The organism is Pseudomonas sp. KNUC1026 (assembly GCF_021650705.1).
Lineage (GTDB): Bacteria > Pseudomonadota > Gammaproteobacteria > Pseudomonadales > Pseudomonadaceae > Aquipseudomonas.
On the sequence record NZ_CP087138.1, the window covers coordinates 2,828,953 to 2,844,121 of the forward strand.

The following is a 15,169-nucleotide window of genomic DNA, read 5'->3' on the forward strand; positions in this document are numbered from 1 at the left end:
AGGGTATGACAACGCGATGCCCAGGACAGTTCAGCCGCTCAAGGTTTCGTTTGCCACACCTCGATCCACAGTGCGCCTTTGCCGGAAGCAGCCTCGCCAACCCGTTGCAGCGCCCCTTGCGCACCCACCGAATAGCTGCCGACGGTCGCGCTTTTTCGCCGGTCACCAGCAGCCAGCGGCCGTTGGGGGAAAAGGCGATGTTGCGCGGCTGTTTTTCCTGGACCGGGTAGTTCCCGGCGAAGGCCGGCTTGCCGGTGCTGTCGAGTGTGAACGCCGATACGCTGCTGGAGGTTCGCTCGGTCATGTATAGCAGCTTTCCGTCAGGAGACAGACGCAAGTCGGCGGCCCAGATGCGCGGCGTGGGGTCGCCTTCGAGGTTGTTGTTGCTGGCATCGCGCGCCTCGCCGCGTACCAGCTTGAGGCTGGCCGGTACGCCATCGGCGCTGCCGACCTCCTTGAGTGCGCCGCTCTGGGGGTCGATGGCGTAGCCGGTGACCGTGCCGCTCATCTCCCCGACCACATAGACGAAACGCCCATCGGCAGAAAACGCGATATGCCGCGGGCCGGTTTTGGGCGGCAGAGTGACGTAGCCACTGCCCACCGGTGCCAGCGTGCCGGTGGCGGCGTCGAAGCGGTACTGCAGCAGGTGATCGTTGCCCAGGTTGCCGGCATAGGCGAACCGGTTGGAAGGATCGGTGCGCACCGAGTGGGCGTGGGGCCCGGTCTTGAAGGTTTGCCAGGTGCTGGCGGGGTGGTAACCCTCACCGATGGCCTGGGTGGTCAGCAAATCAGCACCGTAGGAGGCTCCCAGCAGCCAATGCCCGCTGCGGTCGGTCGCAAGGTACGCCAGGCTCTCGGCCAGCGGCGCCTGGCCATTTTCCTGCAAATGGCCGCTGGCGGGGTCGATGCGATAGCTCTTGACGGTGTAGGGCTTGGTCCGCAGGGCGGCATAGAGCGCTTTGCCGTCCGGGCTCAGGGCCATCGGGTTGACCTGCTCACCGGCGTGAGTCTGTTTCACCAGTTTCAGGGCACCGGTGTCATCGTCCAGGTGATATTGCGAGATCAAACCGTCCAGGGGGCTGGAGATATAGGCATAGGTCATGGCGTGGGCCTGAAGGCTGAAAAAGGTGACGGCGGCGGCAAGCAAGAGCGGAGTGCGCATGGCGGGGTCCTTTGTTCTTGTTGTGGTCGGTCATCCTATAAGCTTCAAGCTTCAAGCGGCAAGAGAGCGGTCCATTGTTGGATGAGGGTGCTGGCGGGTAGCGCTTGCGCCAATGGGGCACCTTGGCCGGCCCATTGGGCGGCGTAGGCGGTGCTGGGGGTGGCCAGGGTGTTGAGTTGTTTGGAGAGGTCGTAGGCCAGGGGGAATTCGGCGGGTTGTGGATAGGGGCTGGAGTGTTGCTCCAAGTAAAGCGCGTTGGGCAGGCCGCGGGCTGGGCGGCCGGAGACGCAGGTGGTGACGCGTGTGTGGCGAGCCTGTGCGCTGCTGAGCGCGGCGCGGTGCGCGGCAGTGGTGGAAGCTTCCGGGCAGAGCAGGAAGGCGGTGCCCATTTGCACGGCGCTGGCACCTGCGGCGAGGGCGGCCTGGATGCCGGCGGCGTCCATGATCCCGCCGGCGGCGATCACCGGCACCCGAACCTGCCCGGCCAACTGGGGCAGCAGCGCGTGCAGGCCCAGTTGGTCATCCTGGCTGGGGTCGAACACGCCACGGTGCCCGCCCGCTTCGAAGCCCTGCGCCACCACCGCGTCGATACCGCCCTGCTCCACCGCCTGGGCCTCTGCCAGCGTGGTGGCGCAGCCCAGCGTCACGATGCCTCGGGCCTTCAGCGCCTTGATCCAGTCGGCAGGTGGCACGCCAAAATGAAAGCTCACCACCGCTGGCCGTTCGGCCAGCAACAGCTCCAGCATCGGCTCGTTGGCTAGAAAGCTCTGGTACGGCGGCTTGAGCTCAGTGGGCACCGGCGCGCCCAGCCGTTCGAAATGCGGTGCCCAATGGGCGATCCAGGCGGCGCTTCGGGCCGGGTCGTGGCCGCTGGGCGCGTGGCAGAACAGGTTGAGGTTGAACGGCCGCGCAGTGATCGCGCGAGTGTGCGCGATCAACTCGCGCGCCTGTGCCACGCTGCTGCCGCCAAGCCCCAGTGAGCCCAAGGCGCCGGCCTCGCTGACAGCGGCAGCCAGTGCCGGGGTGGACACCCCGACCATCGGCGCCTGCACGATCGGGTAACGAATGCCTAGCAGGCGGGTTGCACGGTCAATGCTCATCAGCGTGTTCTCCTATAGGTTCAGAAGGGTTGCGAAACGGCTCGGCCAGCAACGCACCAAGCCACAAGGCCAGCGCTGCCAGCACCAACGAAGATGCGAATGAATGGCTGCGGGCGTAGAGCCAGCCGGCCACCAGCGGGCCGGCGATCTGGCCGACGCCATAGGCGGCCGTCATCACCGCCATCATGTTGAGTTTCGAATCGCCTGCCGCCAGGCGCGCAGCGGGCAAGGCGATGGTGACAGTGCCCATGAAGGTCGCGCCCACCAGCAGGGCACTGGCCAGGTAAACCAGCGGCGCCTGGCTCAGGGCCGGCAGCACCACACCCACCCCTTGCACGGCAAGGTTCAGCGCCAGCGCGCGGCGCGTGCCCAGCCGCTCGTGCAACCGGTGCCACAGCAGGCAGGAAGGCGCAGCTCCCAGGCCGAAGACCGTCCAGGCATGCACCGGGTTGGCAGCACCCAGCGCGCCCTCGATCAACAGCGGCAGGTAGGTGGCAGTGACGATATAGCCCAGCCCTGCCAGCCCATACAGGCCGATCAACCGCCAGGCCACCAGCGGCGCCTGCGCGCTCTGCGTGGCATGAACGGCGGCAGGCTCGATGGCCGAGGCATCCAGCCAGGGCAGGCTCGCCAGGCTCAGCAGCAACGCCACCCCGGCCAGCAGGCCCCACAAGGCGAACGCGCCCAGCCCCGCCCATTCGCCCAGCGCCAGCAACTCCGCCGACAGCGCGATGCCCAGGCCAACGCCGGCATACAACAGCGGCGCACCCCGCGCATGGCCACGGTGCTGCAGCAGCCACAGGGAGGCGGCGATCATCGCCAGCGCGCTGAATGCGCCGGCAAGGCCGCGCACGCAGACGATCAACCAGGGCGCACCCGCCACCGCCAACGCCGCCAAACCCAGCACCGTTGCTACCAGCCCGGCCAACACCCAGCTGTGAGCGCGCGCGGCACTCAGCCTGGCGGCACCCAATGCGCCCAGCAGGTAACCCAGGTAATTGGCCGAAGCGGCCAGGCTGCCATCACTGACGGAGATCACCCCATCGCGCACCATCACCGGGTACAAGCCGGTGAAGGCGAAGCGGCCAAAGCCCATGGCGACCGCCATCACCAAGGCTGCGGCGATGGCCGAGCGCAGGTCGCGGCTCATGCCGTGAACGCCTGGCGCAGCGCACCAAGGCCGGCAGTGGCATAGCCGGTGCGCCAGGCGAGCCAGGTATGCACCGTGCCCAGCGACGCTTGCACCCGCACGGGAAGATCAACCTGCAGCGCCAGCAGGCTGCGTGGCACAACGCAAGCGCTGTGCCCGGCGGCAACGCAGGCCAGCATGTTGTGATAAGAGCCGACCTCCTGAACCCGCACACTGCCGTCGCGCTCCAGCCAACGCTGGCCCAGGCCGCGATAGGTGCAGCCCTGGGCAAAGCCGGCCAGGCGCAGGCCCTGTGTGCTTTGGCTGCCATGGCTCGCGGGCACCAGCAAGAGCATCTCCTCGGCGATCAGCGCTTCGCCCTGCAAACCCAGTTCGGCCAGTTGCTCCTGCGGCGCCTGGCCTTGGTCGTCAACCAGCGCGACCAGGGCGCAATCCAGCTCGCCGCCTGCCAATTGCCGCAGCAGGCCCTGGGAGGTGCCGGTGGTGAGGTTCAGTTCCAGCTCAGGCCAGGTGCCGTGCAACCGCGCCAGAACGTTGGGCAGGCGCGCCGCTGCGGTGCTTTCCATGCTGCCCAGGCGCAGCGTGCCTGCTGGTACATCAGGGTGCAGCGCTTGCCGCGCTTCGTCTGCCAAAGCGCGCAGGCGCCGGCTGTAACCCAGAAAGGTGGCGCCCTGCTCGGTGAGCGACAGGCGCTTGCCTTCGCGCAGGAACAGGCTGGCGCCCAGCTGCTGTTCCAGCGCTTGCAGGCGCGTGGTGACATTTGATTGGGCGCGGCCGAGCACGTGGGCCGCGCGCGTGACGCTCAGTTCGGCGGCAACGGCCTCGAAAATATCGAGCGAGGTAAGGTCCATTTGAATCTCATAAAAAGATCTATAAAAACAAAATAATCTTTTTTGAGATTAATCGAGCCTACCCACTGTGTACGGTCCAAGCCACCAACCGCGCCACCATCGGCCGTACCACCAGCACGCAGCAGAAGGCCGCCGGCATGGCGATACGGTAGGCATTCAATACATTCTGCAAATAGTCTTGAGTCAATCCAAACTCAGCCCAAGTGATGACCAGGCACATCAGAAAAGCCATGATGCAGGCCATGTACAGCGCAAAAACGTAAGGTGTGGTGCGGGGATGCAGCTTCAACCGGGGCATTTCGATCTCCTTCAGGCGTCGTCGTGGCGATACGCTAAAGGCATTTCACCCATGCCGGTAGGCAGCGGCTGCTTGTTTCACACCTAAGTAAAACTGACGAATCCCGAGGTGAGCATGGACATGCTGAACCTGATCAACACGTTCATCCGCGTGGTAGAGGCCGGCAGCATTGCCGCCGCGGCGCGAGCGCAGGGGGTGAGCCCCGCAGCCGTGAGCCAGAGCCTGGCCAAGCTTGAAGCACACCTGGGCGTGCGGCTGCTTTCACGTACCACGCGGCACATGGCGTTGACCGAAAGCGGCGCACGCTACTACGACCAGGCGCAGCACATTCCCAACGCGGTTGCCTTGGCCGCCCAGGCCGCCGGCGCCCAGAGCCTGCCCCAGGGCCGCCTGTGCGTAGCCAGCACGGCAGCCTTCGGCCGCCATGTACTGGCACCGTTGATGCCTGCTTTTGCCGAACGTTATCCGGGCATCGCAGTTGAACTGATCGGCACCGATCGCCGCGTCGACCATCGGCTCGAAGGCGTCGACCTGAGCCTGCGCATCGGCGCGCAACTGAGCGAACAGCTCATCGCCCTGCCGCTTGCGACCCGGCCATTCGTGTTCTGCGCCGCACCGGCCTACCTGGCGCGGGCCGGCACCCCCGTCACCCTCGTCGACCTTCAGCAGCATGCCTGCCTCGCGTTCCGCTACCCTACCGACGGGCGTTTCCTGCCTTGGGGTTTCATGCAAAACGGCAAGCGCGTCGAGGCGAGGATCAACCCTGCGTTCATCTGCGACGACGTGGACATGATCGCGCAGATCGCCGCCAACGGCGGCGGCATCGCCCGGCTGGCCAGTTTCGTCGCCGAACCCGACCTGCGCCGGGGTGAGCTGGTGACGCTGTTCGACGGCACCGAACAACCTGAACCCATGCAGATCTATGCGTGCGTCAGCGACCGCAGCGCACTCAATGCGCGGGTGCGGGCGCTGATAGGCTTTCTGCAAGAGCGGCTGGGCGTGGACCAGCCCACGTAATACGCGATTTCTCCGGGTGCCCGCTATTCCCGGTTCAGGCGCAACTGCCGCGTATGGAAATCGTACTCGTACAGCTCGGCATAGCGCCCCCACTCGATCGCCACCTTCAACACACGCGCCGCTTCTTCGCTGTCCATCAGCTCTTCCAGCCGGGCCAGCACGGCGGCTTCGGGCACCGCGCCGTCGGCGGCCACGTGCAGGGCGTCGAGGATGTAGTTGATCACCGGCACCCGGCCGCGGCACTGGCGGGCGAAAAGGTCCTGCCGGCGCGCCTGGCGGGCATGCACGTAATGCTGGCCCTGGCGATCCAGACGCAACTCGCCGTCCACCAGGTGCGCCAGGCCCAGAATGCCCAGCGCCTCGCAGATCGGCAGGAAGGCTTCGTCGGCCAGCTCGGTTTCCTCGGCCAGTTGCGCCAGGCGTGCCTTGCCGTTGAACGGCGCAACCGCCAGCAGGTCGAGCACCGCTTCCATGCGTTCGACGTCGGCATCGGGCAGCCGATAGGCCGGCGCCGGTGCCGCCAGCGGCGCGGCGCCGGCGGGCTGGGTCATCATCGCGTACACCTGGGCCACCAGTGCGCGCACCTCTTCGGAATCGGCATTGCGCGGGCGCGGCAGGTCGATGCGCAACTGCGCCCTCACCCGTCCGGGGTCGCTGGACAGGATCACGATGCGGTCGGCCATCATCACCGTCTCTTCGATGTTGTGCGACACCACCAGGATGCTGCGGGTGTCGATGCGCTGCTCATCCCAGAGCTCGAGCATGTCGTCGCGCAGGGTCTGGCCGGTGAGCACGTCCAGCGCCGAGAAGGCTTCGTCCATCAGCAGCACTTCGGGGTTGGTCACCAGCGCCCGGGCGATGCCGACCCGCTGGCGCATGCCGCCGGAGAGCTCGCGCGGCAGCGCACCGCCAAAGCCCGACAGGCCGATCAGCTCCAGCGCCTCACCCGCCTTGCGCGCACGCTCGGCCGCTGGCACCCCTTGCGCCTCCAGGCCCAGCTCGACGTTCTGCTGCACCGTTAGCCACGGGAACAAGGCAAACGACTGGAACACCATCGCCACCCCGGCCACCGGCCCGTGCACAGGCCGGCCCCGATAGTTGACAGCGCCCTTATCGGCAGCCACCAGGCCTGCAATGATGCGCAGCAACGTCGATTTGCCCGAGCCGGAGCGGCCCAGCAAGGCAACGATCTCGCGGTCGTGCAGGCGCAGCTCGACCTGCTCCAGCACCGTGCGGGAAGTACCGTCGCTGGCCTTGAAGCCTTTGTCGACGGCGCTCAATTCGATCAGTGTTTCTACAGCCATGGCAGCACCCCTTAACGGCGGGATTCGGCGCGCAGGTACAGCCGGCGCCAGAAAAAGCGATTGAGCAGCATCACGTAGATGCACATCACCCCGATGCCCAGGGCGATGCGGTGAAAGTCACCGGCGTCGGTCATTTGCTTGATGTAACTGCCAAGGCCGGTGGCCTGCAGCGTGGTGTCGCCCCAGGTGACGTACTCGGCCACGATGCTGGCGTTCCAGGAACCCCCGCTTGCGGTGATGGCGCCGGTGACGAAACTGGGAAACACCGCCGGCAGGTACACGCGCTTCCATTTGAGCCAGCCGCGCAGGCCGAGGTTGTCGGCCGCCAGGCGCAGCTCGAAGGGGATGGTGGCGGCGCCGGCAACCACGTTGAAGAGGATGTACCACTGGGTGCCGAACACCATCAGCGGGCTCAGCCACAGGTTCGGCGACAGGTCGAAATGCACCAGCGCCACCACCACCAGCGGGAACAGCAGGTTCACCGGGAAGGCAGCCAGAAATTGCGCCAGTGCCTGGACCTTTTGCGAGTAGCGCGGGCGCAGGCCGATCCAGATCGACAGCGGCACCCACACTATCGAGGCCAGCGCGATCAGCACCATCACCCGCACCAGCGTCACCAGGCCCAGCCCCATCACGTGCAGCGCCTCGCCCCAGCCGACGGTCTGATGAATGAACAGCCCCAGCTCGACGAAGATCGCCAGGCACAGCATCAGCAGCACACCATCCCAGGCGCGCGGCCACCACTGCGGCAATTGCCACTGCCGGCGCGGCACGTGCAGGCCGTCGTGGCGCTGCGGAAACGCGCCCATGGCGCGCTGCGCGCCGGCCGACAGCCAGGCGATGCCAGCGCTCAGCCAGCGGCTGCGGCGGCCCCACTCCAGCAGCCAGGAACGCTGGGCGGTTTCGCCCTGGGCGTCTTCGAAGCGGAAACGGTCGGCCCAGGCCAGCAGCGGGCGGAAGAACAACTGGTCGTAGATCACGATGCCGGCCAGCATCGCGGCAATGGCCCAGCCAATCGCCCCCAGCGCTCGCTGGTCGATGGCCACGGCGATGTAGGAGCCGATGCCGGGCAGCTTGATGTCCTGCCCGGCCACGCTGATAGCCTCGGCCGCTACCAGGAAGAACCAGCCGCCGGACATCGACATCATCATGTTCCACAACAGCCCTGGCATCGCGAAGGGCAGCTCAAGGCGCCAGAAGCGTTGCCAGCCGGAAAGCCTGAACACCTGCGCCGCCTCCGAAAGCTCCGCCGGCACGGTGCGAAACGACTGATACAGGCTCAGCGCCATGTTCCAGGCCTGGGAGGTGAAGATGGCGAACACCGCCGCGCATTCGACGCCCAGCAGGTTGCCCGGGAACAAGGCAATGAACGGCGCAATGGCGATGGCCTGAAAGCCCAGGATCGGCACCGACTGCAGCACGTCCAGCAGCGGGATCAGGGCTTTTTCCGCAGCCCGGTACTTGGCCGCCAGCGCGGCGAAGGCAAAGGCGAACAGCAGCGAAACGCCGAGTGCGGTGAACATCCGCAGCATGGTGCGCAGCAGGTAGTACGGCAGCTCCCAGGGGTCGAGCGAAATCGGCAGCGGCTCGCCGACCACGAACGGCCGGCTCATCTGCGCCGCGCCATAGGCGGCAAGCACCAGCAGGCCCAGCACCAGAGGCAGCAGGAACCAGTCCCAGCGGTTGGGGGCGGTGCCACGGGGGCGTTGTGAAAAGCTGAAAAACGGTGCCATGCGGCGCTACCTCGGCCCGGTGAACCGGAACGGCGAGCGCCGGCCAGGCATCAACCCGGCATACGGTGCGGCCGACCGGCCCGTGTTGGGCGCTGTCGTTCGTGGCTGTCGTTCCGGCAACCCGCCTCAAGCGAAGCGAGTTGCCGGCTACCGGGAATACTGTCCATGGCGCTCGTCGTAAGAATAGGTGTGCCTCGCGAAGAGGCGAGCGCTTTATACGCCGGGCCCTGAGGCCGGTCAATCGGTGCTGACTGGCAAAAAATTCAGAAAATAAAAGCACAGTGCTATTACAGCCTGAAGTATTGCGACAACGCCTGTTCCAGTTGCGCGACAGGCGCCCGACGCTGGCTCGCCAGCAACACGATCTCGTGGTCAGGCACCGCCGGCAGGCCACTGAGAATGCGCATCCGAGCGCTCGCCCGGGCACGGTCCAGCAAGGTCACCGCCAGGCCCGACTCGACGCAGGCTTTGACCACCTGGCTGGAGGCGCTTTCGAGCACCACGCGCCAGCGCTGGCCGCTGTGCTCCAGCGCGTCGAACATCGCCTGGCGGTACGGGCAATGGCGGCCGTAGAGCGCCAGCGGCAGCGGGTCGGCCCAGGCGTCGGGGCCGTTGAGCGCACTGACCCACACCGGCGTGGTGCTCGCCAGCAAGCCTTGGTGCCTGCTGCTGGCGCCCTTGGCCTGAGCCACCACGGCAAGGTCCAGCGCGCCGCGCTCCAGCCGCTCGCGCAGGGCGAGGCTCGGCGCGGTCTGCACCTCGAGCACCAGGTTCGGGCGCTGCGCGGTGAAGCTGGGGAGAATGTCGCGGATCACGTGCTCGGCGTATTCATCGGGCACGCCCAGGCGCAGGTGGCCTGCGAGGTCGCCGCCGTGAAGGTCGGCCAGCACCCGGTCGTGGTTGCGCAGCAGGTCGGTGGTCGCTGCCAGCAAGCGGGTGCCCAGCGGGGTAAGGGCCACGCTCTGGTTGCTGCGTTCGAGCAGCCGCCCTCCAGCCACTGCCTCCAGGCGCTGCACGTGCACGCTGATGGCGGCCGGGCTCTTGTGCAATTGTTCGGCAGCCGCCTTGAAGCGGCCACTTTGGGCAATGGTGTGGAAAGTGCGCAGCAGGTCGATGTCGAGGATGGCGCTCATTGTTCAATGATCCGGAATCAGTGCTGTTGGTAATTTTGATTTTTAAGACTAGCCGGGGTTCGTAGGCTGAGGGTCTCTTCCCGACGAGTTCACGCCATGAACCTGCGCAACCTTCCCCTGCCTTTGCTTGAAACGGGCCTGATCGTGGTCTGGAGTTCAGGCTTCATCGGCGCGCGGTTCTCGCTCGACCAGGCCCCACCGATGCTGGTGGTGTTCTGGCGCTGCCTGCTGGTGATGCTGGTGTCGCTGCCCTGGGCCTGGCGGCCGTTGTTGCGCGCCTCGCCGCGTACCTGGCTGCACACCGCCGGCAGCGGCTTGCTGGCCATGGGTGGCTACCTTGCGGGCGTGGTCCAGGGCATCGCCCTGGGGTGCCTGCGGGGCTGGCGGCGCTGCTGGCTGATCTGTTGCCGTTGGGCGTGGCGCTGTTGTCGGCCGGCGTGCTGGGCCAGCGGCTGGGTTGGCGCGCCTGGGCCGGGCTGCTGCTGGGGCTGGCGGGCGTGCTCGCAGTTACCGCCAATGCCCTGCGCCTGGGCAGCGCACCGGTGTATGCCTATGCCTTGCCGTTGCTCGGCATGCTCTCGCTGGCAGTCGCCACGCTCTGGCAGAAACACTCGTCGGCGGCCTCGGCCATGCCCTTGGTGCCGACATTGTGGCTGCACTGCGCCGCCTCAAGCCTGGCCTTTGCGGTGCTGGCCAGTTTCGAAGGTGGCCTTGCGCCGATACCCTCGGCAGGCTTTGCCGCCAGCGTGCTGTGGACCGCGCTGCTGTCGAGTTTGGGTGGTTACGGGCTCTACTGGCTGTGCCTGCGCCGCAGTTCACCGACGCGGGTGGCCAGCGTCTTGTACCTGAGCCCGGCGGTGACACTGGTCTGGGCCTGGGCCATGTTCGGTGACCCACTGTCGTGGCCTATCGCGCTGGGGAGCGGGCTGTGCCTGGTGGGGGTGCTGGTGGTGGTCAAGGCGGAGCGATTGCGCGGCGCACCGCTGCCTCGTCTATCAACGACTGCACCTGCACGATCCTGCCTTGCTCGAAGCGATAGAACACATGCTCGCTGAAGGTGATGCGCCTGCCGTGGGTTTCAAGCCCCAGAAACGCGCCGCGGGGCGAGCAGTCGAACGCCAGCCGGCAGGCAATCCAGGGCGGGTCGGCGAGCAGCAGGTCACTCACGAAGCGCAAGTCGGGAATGGTCAGGTAATCGCGCTCGAGCATCGAGCGGTAGCCTGCCAAACCAATGCCTTCACCGTTGTACACCACCTCTTGGGCCACGAATTCACCCAGCCGATCCCAGGCCTGGGCATTGAGGCAATCGAGGTACTGTCGATAACGCGCCTTGAGTGAAGTGTCGGCCATGGCAAGCTCCTGCACGGGAAGCGCACAGTGTAGCCAACGCAGCCCAAGGTGCATGCCGGGCACTGCGCCCACCGGCCCGAAAGCACGAGACTTCCCCCCAAAAACCCGGATAATGGCCGCCCTTCACCGTGCCAGCTCTTGGGTAATGCCTTATGGAAATCAAAGTCAATTTTCTCGACAACCTGCGCCTCGAGGCCAAGTTCGACGACTTCACCGTAGTGGCCGACCAACCTATCCGCTACAAGGGCGACGGTTCGGCACCTGGCCCGTTCGACTATTTCCTGGCCTCCTCGGCGCTGTGCGCGGCGTATTTCGTCAAGCTCTACTGCCAGACCCGCGACATCCCCACCGACAACATCCGCCTGTCGCAGAACAACATCGTCGACCCGGAAAACCGCTACCAGCAGATCTTCAAGATCCAGGTCGAGCTGCCCGCCGACATTTCCGAGAAAGACCGCCAGGGCATCCTGCGCTCGATCGACCGCTGCACGGTGAAGAAGGTCGTGCAGGCCGGCCCGGAGTTCATCATCGAAGAGGTCGAGAACCTCGACGCCGATGCCCAGGCCTTGCTGATGCCGAGCACCAGTACGGGCGAAGCCACCCGCATCCTGGGCAAGGACCTGCCGCTGGAGCAGACCATCGCCAACATGTCCGGCATCCTCGCCGGGCTGGGCATGAAGATCGAGATCGCCTCCTGGCGTAACATCGTGCCCAACGTCTGGTCGCTGCACATTCGCGACGCGCAGTCGCCGATGTGCTTCACCAACGGCAAGGGCGCCACCAAGGAGAGCGCGCTGGCCTCGGCGCTGGGCGAGTTCATCGAGCGGCTGAACTGCAACTTCTTCTACAACGACCAGTTCTGGGGCCAGGAGCTGGCCAATGCCGAGTTCGTGCATTACCCCAACGAGCGCTGGTTCCAGCCAGGGCCCAACGATGAGCTGCCGGGCGAGATTCTGGATGAGCACTGCCTGGCCATCTACAACCCCGACGGCGACCTGCGCGGCTCGCACCTGTTCGACACCAACTCCGGTAACGAGGCGCGTGGCATCTGCTCGCTGCCCTATGTGCGCCAGAGTGATGGCGAGGTGGTGTACTTCCCCTCGAACCTGATCGAGAACCTGTTCCTGAGCAACGGCATGAGCGCCGGCAACACCTTGGCTGAAGCCCAGGTGCAGTGCCTGTCGGAGATTTTCGAGCGGGCGGTGAAGCGCGAGATCATCGAAGGCGAAATTGCCCTGCCCGATGTGCCGCAGGAAGTGCTCGCCAAGTACCCCGGCATCGTTGCCGGCATCGAGGGGCTGGAAGCGCAAGGCTTCCCGGTGCTGGTCAAGGACGCCTCCCTGGGCGGCCAGTTCCCGGTGATGTGCGTAACCCTGATGAACCCGCGCACCGGCGGGGTGTTCGCCTCCTTCGGCGCCCACCCGCGGCTGGAAGTGGCGCTGGAGCGCAGCCTCACCGAGCTGCTCCAGGGCCGCAGCTTCGAGGGTTTGAACGACCTGCCGCAGCCGACCTTCGACTACCACGCCGTCACCGAGCCGAACAACTTCGTCGAGCACTTCATCGATTCGAGCGGAGTGGTGTCGTGGCGTTTCTTCAGCGCCAAGGCCGATCACGATTTCGTGGAATGGGATTTCTCCAGCGACGGCGACAATGCAAGCATCAAAGAAGCCACCACCCTGTTCGGCCTGCTCGAACGCCTCGGCAAAGAGGTGTACGTGGCCACCTACGACCAGCTCGGCGCCCACGCCTGCCGCATCCTGGTACCGGGCTATTCGGAGATCTACCCGGTCGAGGACCTGATCTGGGACAACACCAACAAGGCACTGTTTTTCCGCGAAGACATCCTCAACCTGCACCGCTTGAGCGACAAGGAACTGGCCGCGCTGGGCAAGCGCCTGGAAGAGAGCGAGCTGGACGAATACACCGACATTTCAACGCTGATCGGCATCGAGTTCGACGACAACACCGTGTGGGGCCAACTGACCATTCTGGAGCTGAAGCTGCTCATCAACCTGGCGCTGCGCAAATATGACGACGCCAAGGAGCAGGTGGAGATGTTCCTGCAGTTCAACGACAACACGGTCGAGCGCGGGCTGTTCTACCAGGCGGTGAATGTGGTGCTGGAGGTGCAGCTGGACAGCGACCTGGAGCTTGCTGATTACGAGAAAAACTTCGGCCGGATGTTCGGCCAGGCGCGAATGGAGGCGGCGATCGGTTCGGTGCGTGGAGAGGTGCGGTTCTTTGGCCTTGCGCCCACGAGCATGAACCTCGAAGGGCTGGAGCGGCATCAGCGGCTTGTGGAGAGCTACAAGAAGCTGCATCAGGCGCGGGCGCAGGCGGTTCGCTGAAAAAGGCTGATCGGCTGTTGCACGTCGCCCGTTACACGGCGTCCGGCAAGCCGGCCTCCCACAAAGTCAAACCGTGGGACGCCGTGTAACGGGCGACATAGCGCCACAGCCCCAACAATGCCTAAAGCAACTGCCCCTGCAACCAGCTCGCGAACAACGCGCACTTGCCTCCGCTTTCGATAGGCCTGGGCGCCAGCAGGCAGTAGCGCGAACCATCAGGCACAAAACCCTGCGGCGCAGCCAGTTGCCCACTGCGCAGTTCCTCTTGCACCATCAGCCGCGAGGCCATGGCGACGCCCAGGCCTGCGCAGGCGGCCTGGATGCACAGGTAAAAGTGTTCGTAATCGGCCGTGCTCGTGTCTGCGAGCGCAGCAGCTGCCAGTTGCTGCCATTGCCGCCACGCTTGCGGGCGGGTCTTGCTGCGCAGCAGCCGCATGCCTGCGAACCCCTCTGGCAGTGGCAGCAAGCCGGGCACGCACACCGGCCCGATCACTTCCTGGCACAAGGTGAGGCTGTGCACCGTGCTTCCCCAGTGAAAATCATCTCGGCGAATCGCCAGGTCGGCGCCTGACCGTGCGAAATCGATAGGGCCGCCGGCGGCAAGCAATTGCACTTGCAGGTGCGGGTGCATCTGGTGGAAATCCCCAAGCCGGGGTATCAGCCATTTCATGGCGATGGTGGGCTCGCAAGACACCACGACCACCTCATCACGCACTTCATGCTGAAGCTGATCGACGACCGCCTCCAGCTGTTCGAACAATGGCGCAGTCACCGCCAGCAACCGCCGCCCGGCCGCGTTGAGGAAAACAGCGCGATTGCGTCGCTCGAACAGCTCCATGCCCATGGCGTCTTCCAATGCACGAACCTGGCGGCTCACCGCGCCATGGGTGACATGCAAGGTTTGCGCAGCCTTGATGAAGCTTTGTGATTGGGCGGCAGCGTTGAAAAAACGGAATGCAGCGAGGGAGGAAGGGCCATATAGTCGATGAAAACTCACGGATTTCGAGCACTATAAATCGTTTTCGGAGCCTGCACTAAGCGCTGAGAATGCATGAAGGCAGCCTTCATGGCTTGAATGGATTCACAGATTGGAGTGTTCGAATGAACGAACTGATCGCGGTCGCCGCCATCACTGTATTGGCGGTCATCAGCCCAGGCCCGGATTTCGCCATGGTTACGCGCAACAGCTATGCCTTCGGCCGGCGCAGTGGCCTGTTGGCAGCGCTGGGCATCGCCTGCGGCGTGCAGGTCCACGTTTTCTACACCGTGTTCGGCGTGGCGGTGCTGATCACCCACTCGCCCATGCTGTTGATGGCGATGAAGCTGCTGGGCGCAGGTTACCTCGTGTACCTGGGCATCAAGTCGATCACCAACACCGCGACGCTGGCGATAGGCCAGGCTTCGGGCACACCGCCGTCGACCTGGCAGGCCTTCAGAACCGGCTTCTTCACCAATGCACTGAACCCCAAGACCATGCTCTTCGTGGTAGCCACCTACAGCCAGGTGGTGCAGCCGGGCAGCAGCCTGGCGCTGAACTTCGCATTGGGGGCCTTCATGTCGTTTTCCCACTGGGCCTGGTTCAGCTTCGTCGCCCTGTTCTTTTCTGCCGAGGCGCTGCGCAAGCGGATTCTCCAGCAGCAGCACATCGTGGACAAGATCATCGGAACTGCGCTGATTGGTCTGGGGGCCTGCCTGGTAGTGCCCGGCCTGGGCCGGTAGGCGC

At 65.3% G+C, this 15,169-nt stretch carries 12 protein-coding genes and 2 pseudogenes; 4 read left to right on the forward strand and 10 right to left on the reverse strand.

The window, feature by feature from the left end:
- Positions 1-38: 38 nt before the first annotated feature.
- The 5 genes and pseudogenes from LN139_RS13155 to LN139_RS13175 form a co-directional block, all read right to left on the reverse strand.
- Positions 39-1,162 (reverse strand): annotated as a pseudogene (locus LN139_RS13155) (lactonase family protein).
- Positions 1,163-1,206: 44 nt separating this feature from the next.
- Positions 1,207-2,262: an NAD(P)H-dependent flavin oxidoreductase gene (locus LN139_RS13160; protein ID WP_236354144.1), complete on the reverse strand. Its 1,056-nt coding sequence runs from the start codon at positions 2,260-2,262 to the stop codon at positions 1,207-1,209.
- On the reverse strand, positions 2,252-3,412 hold the full coding sequence (locus LN139_RS13165) for a YbfB/YjiJ family MFS transporter (RefSeq protein WP_236354145.1): 1,161 nt from the start codon (positions 3,410-3,412) through the stop codon (positions 2,252-2,254). Before LN139_RS13165 ends, LN139_RS13160 begins: the two co-directional genes overlap by 11 nt.
- Positions 3,409-4,263: a LysR substrate-binding domain-containing protein gene (locus tag LN139_RS13170; RefSeq protein ID WP_236354146.1), complete on the reverse strand. Its 855-nt coding sequence runs from the start codon at positions 4,261-4,263 to the stop codon at positions 3,409-3,411. Before LN139_RS13170 ends, LN139_RS13165 begins: the two co-directional genes overlap by 4 nt.
- 58 nt (positions 4,264-4,321) lie before the next feature.
- Entirely contained in the window at positions 4,322-4,561 is a 240-nt protein-coding gene (locus tag LN139_RS13175; protein WP_236354147.1) for a DUF2798 domain-containing protein, read from the reverse strand.
- Between the two features lie 114 nt (positions 4,562-4,675).
- On the opposite strand from LN139_RS13175, the gene LN139_RS13180 reads away from it, so the two are divergent.
- The gene (locus LN139_RS13180) at positions 4,676-5,578 is read left to right on the forward strand and encodes a LysR family transcriptional regulator (RefSeq protein ID WP_236354148.1); all 903 of its coding nucleotides are present in this window, start codon (positions 4,676-4,678) and stop codon (positions 5,576-5,578) included.
- A 23-nt stretch (positions 5,579-5,601) separates the two neighbouring features.
- On the opposite strand, the gene LN139_RS13185 is transcribed toward LN139_RS13180, so the two are convergent.
- From LN139_RS13185 to LN139_RS13195, 3 genes are all read right to left on the reverse strand, one after another.
- The gene (locus LN139_RS13185; protein WP_236354149.1) at positions 5,602-6,882 is read right to left on the reverse strand and encodes an ABC transporter ATP-binding protein; all 1,281 of its coding nucleotides are present in this window, start codon (positions 6,880-6,882) and stop codon (positions 5,602-5,604) included.
- Between the two features lie 11 nt (positions 6,883-6,893).
- Entirely contained in the window at positions 6,894-8,615 is a 1,722-nt protein-coding gene (locus tag LN139_RS13190) for an ABC transporter permease (RefSeq protein ID WP_236354151.1), read from the reverse strand.
- 287 nt (positions 8,616-8,902) lie between these two features.
- Complete coding sequence (locus tag LN139_RS13195; protein ID WP_236354152.1) at positions 8,903-9,748, reverse strand: LysR substrate-binding domain-containing protein; 846 nt, start codon at positions 9,746-9,748, stop codon at positions 8,903-8,905.
- A 96-nt stretch (positions 9,749-9,844) separates the two neighbouring features.
- On the opposite strand from LN139_RS13195, the pseudogene LN139_RS13200 reads away from it, so the two are divergent.
- Positions 9,845-10,803: pseudogene (locus LN139_RS13200) on the forward strand (DMT family transporter).
- On the opposite strand, the gene LN139_RS13205 reads toward LN139_RS13200, so the two are convergent.
- On the reverse strand, positions 10,703-11,098 hold the full coding sequence (locus tag LN139_RS13205) for an ester cyclase (protein ID WP_236354156.1): 396 nt from the start codon (positions 11,096-11,098) through the stop codon (positions 10,703-10,705). The pseudogene LN139_RS13200 and the gene LN139_RS13205 overlap by 101 nt on opposite strands.
- A gap of 152 nt (positions 11,099-11,250) precedes the next feature.
- On the opposite strand from LN139_RS13205, the gene LN139_RS13210 reads away from it, so the two are divergent.
- Positions 11,251-13,446, forward strand: coding sequence for an OsmC domain/YcaO domain-containing protein (locus LN139_RS13210; protein WP_236354160.1), 2,196 nt, complete (start codon positions 11,251-11,253; stop codon positions 13,444-13,446).
- A 121-nt stretch (positions 13,447-13,567) separates the two neighbouring features.
- Here LN139_RS13210 and LN139_RS13215 read toward each other — a convergent pair whose 3' ends face one another.
- The gene (locus LN139_RS13215; protein ID WP_236354162.1) at positions 13,568-14,443 is read right to left on the reverse strand and encodes a LysR substrate-binding domain-containing protein; all 876 of its coding nucleotides are present in this window, start codon (positions 14,441-14,443) and stop codon (positions 13,568-13,570) included.
- 104 nt (positions 14,444-14,547) lie between these two features.
- Between LN139_RS13215 and LN139_RS13220 the strand changes: the two genes are divergently transcribed.
- Positions 14,548-15,165 carry a LysE family translocator gene (locus LN139_RS13220; RefSeq protein ID WP_236354164.1) on the forward strand — a complete coding sequence of 206 codons (618 nt, stop codon included), beginning with the start codon at positions 14,548-14,550 and terminating at the stop codon, positions 15,163-15,165.
- Positions 15,166-15,169: the final 4 nt, after the last annotated feature.

Bases quoted from the DNA above. Each gene is read 5' to 3' on its own strand.
- LN139_RS13160 (WP_236354144.1), bottom strand. From the start codon at position 2,262: ATGAGCATTGACCGTGCAACCCGCCTGCTAGGCATTCGTTACCCGATC.
- LN139_RS13165 (WP_236354145.1), bottom strand. From the start codon at position 3,412: ATGAGCCGCGACCTGCGCTCGGCCATCGCCGCAGCCTTGGTGATGGCG.
- LN139_RS13170 (WP_236354146.1), bottom strand. From the start codon at position 4,263: ATGGACCTTACCTCGCTCGATATTTTCGAGGCCGTTGCCGCCGAACTG.
- LN139_RS13175 (WP_236354147.1), bottom strand. From the start codon at position 4,561: ATGCCCCGGTTGAAGCTGCATCCCCGCACCACACCTTACGTTTTTGCG.
- LN139_RS13180 (WP_236354148.1), top strand. From the start codon at position 4,676: ATGGACATGCTGAACCTGATCAACACGTTCATCCGCGTGGTAGAGGCC.
- LN139_RS13185 (WP_236354149.1), bottom strand. From the start codon at position 6,882: ATGGCTGTAGAAACACTGATCGAATTGAGCGCCGTCGACAAAGGCTTC.
- LN139_RS13190 (WP_236354151.1), bottom strand. From the start codon at position 8,615: ATGGCACCGTTTTTCAGCTTTTCACAACGCCCCCGTGGCACCGCCCCC.
- LN139_RS13195 (WP_236354152.1), bottom strand. From the start codon at position 9,748: ATGAGCGCCATCCTCGACATCGACCTGCTGCGCACTTTCCACACCATT.
- LN139_RS13205 (WP_236354156.1), bottom strand. From the start codon at position 11,098: ATGGCCGACACTTCACTCAAGGCGCGTTATCGACAGTACCTCGATTGC.
- LN139_RS13210 (WP_236354160.1), top strand. From the start codon at position 11,251: ATGGAAATCAAAGTCAATTTTCTCGACAACCTGCGCCTCGAGGCCAAG.
- LN139_RS13220 (WP_236354164.1), top strand. From the start codon at position 14,548: ATGAACGAACTGATCGCGGTCGCCGCCATCACTGTATTGGCGGTCATC.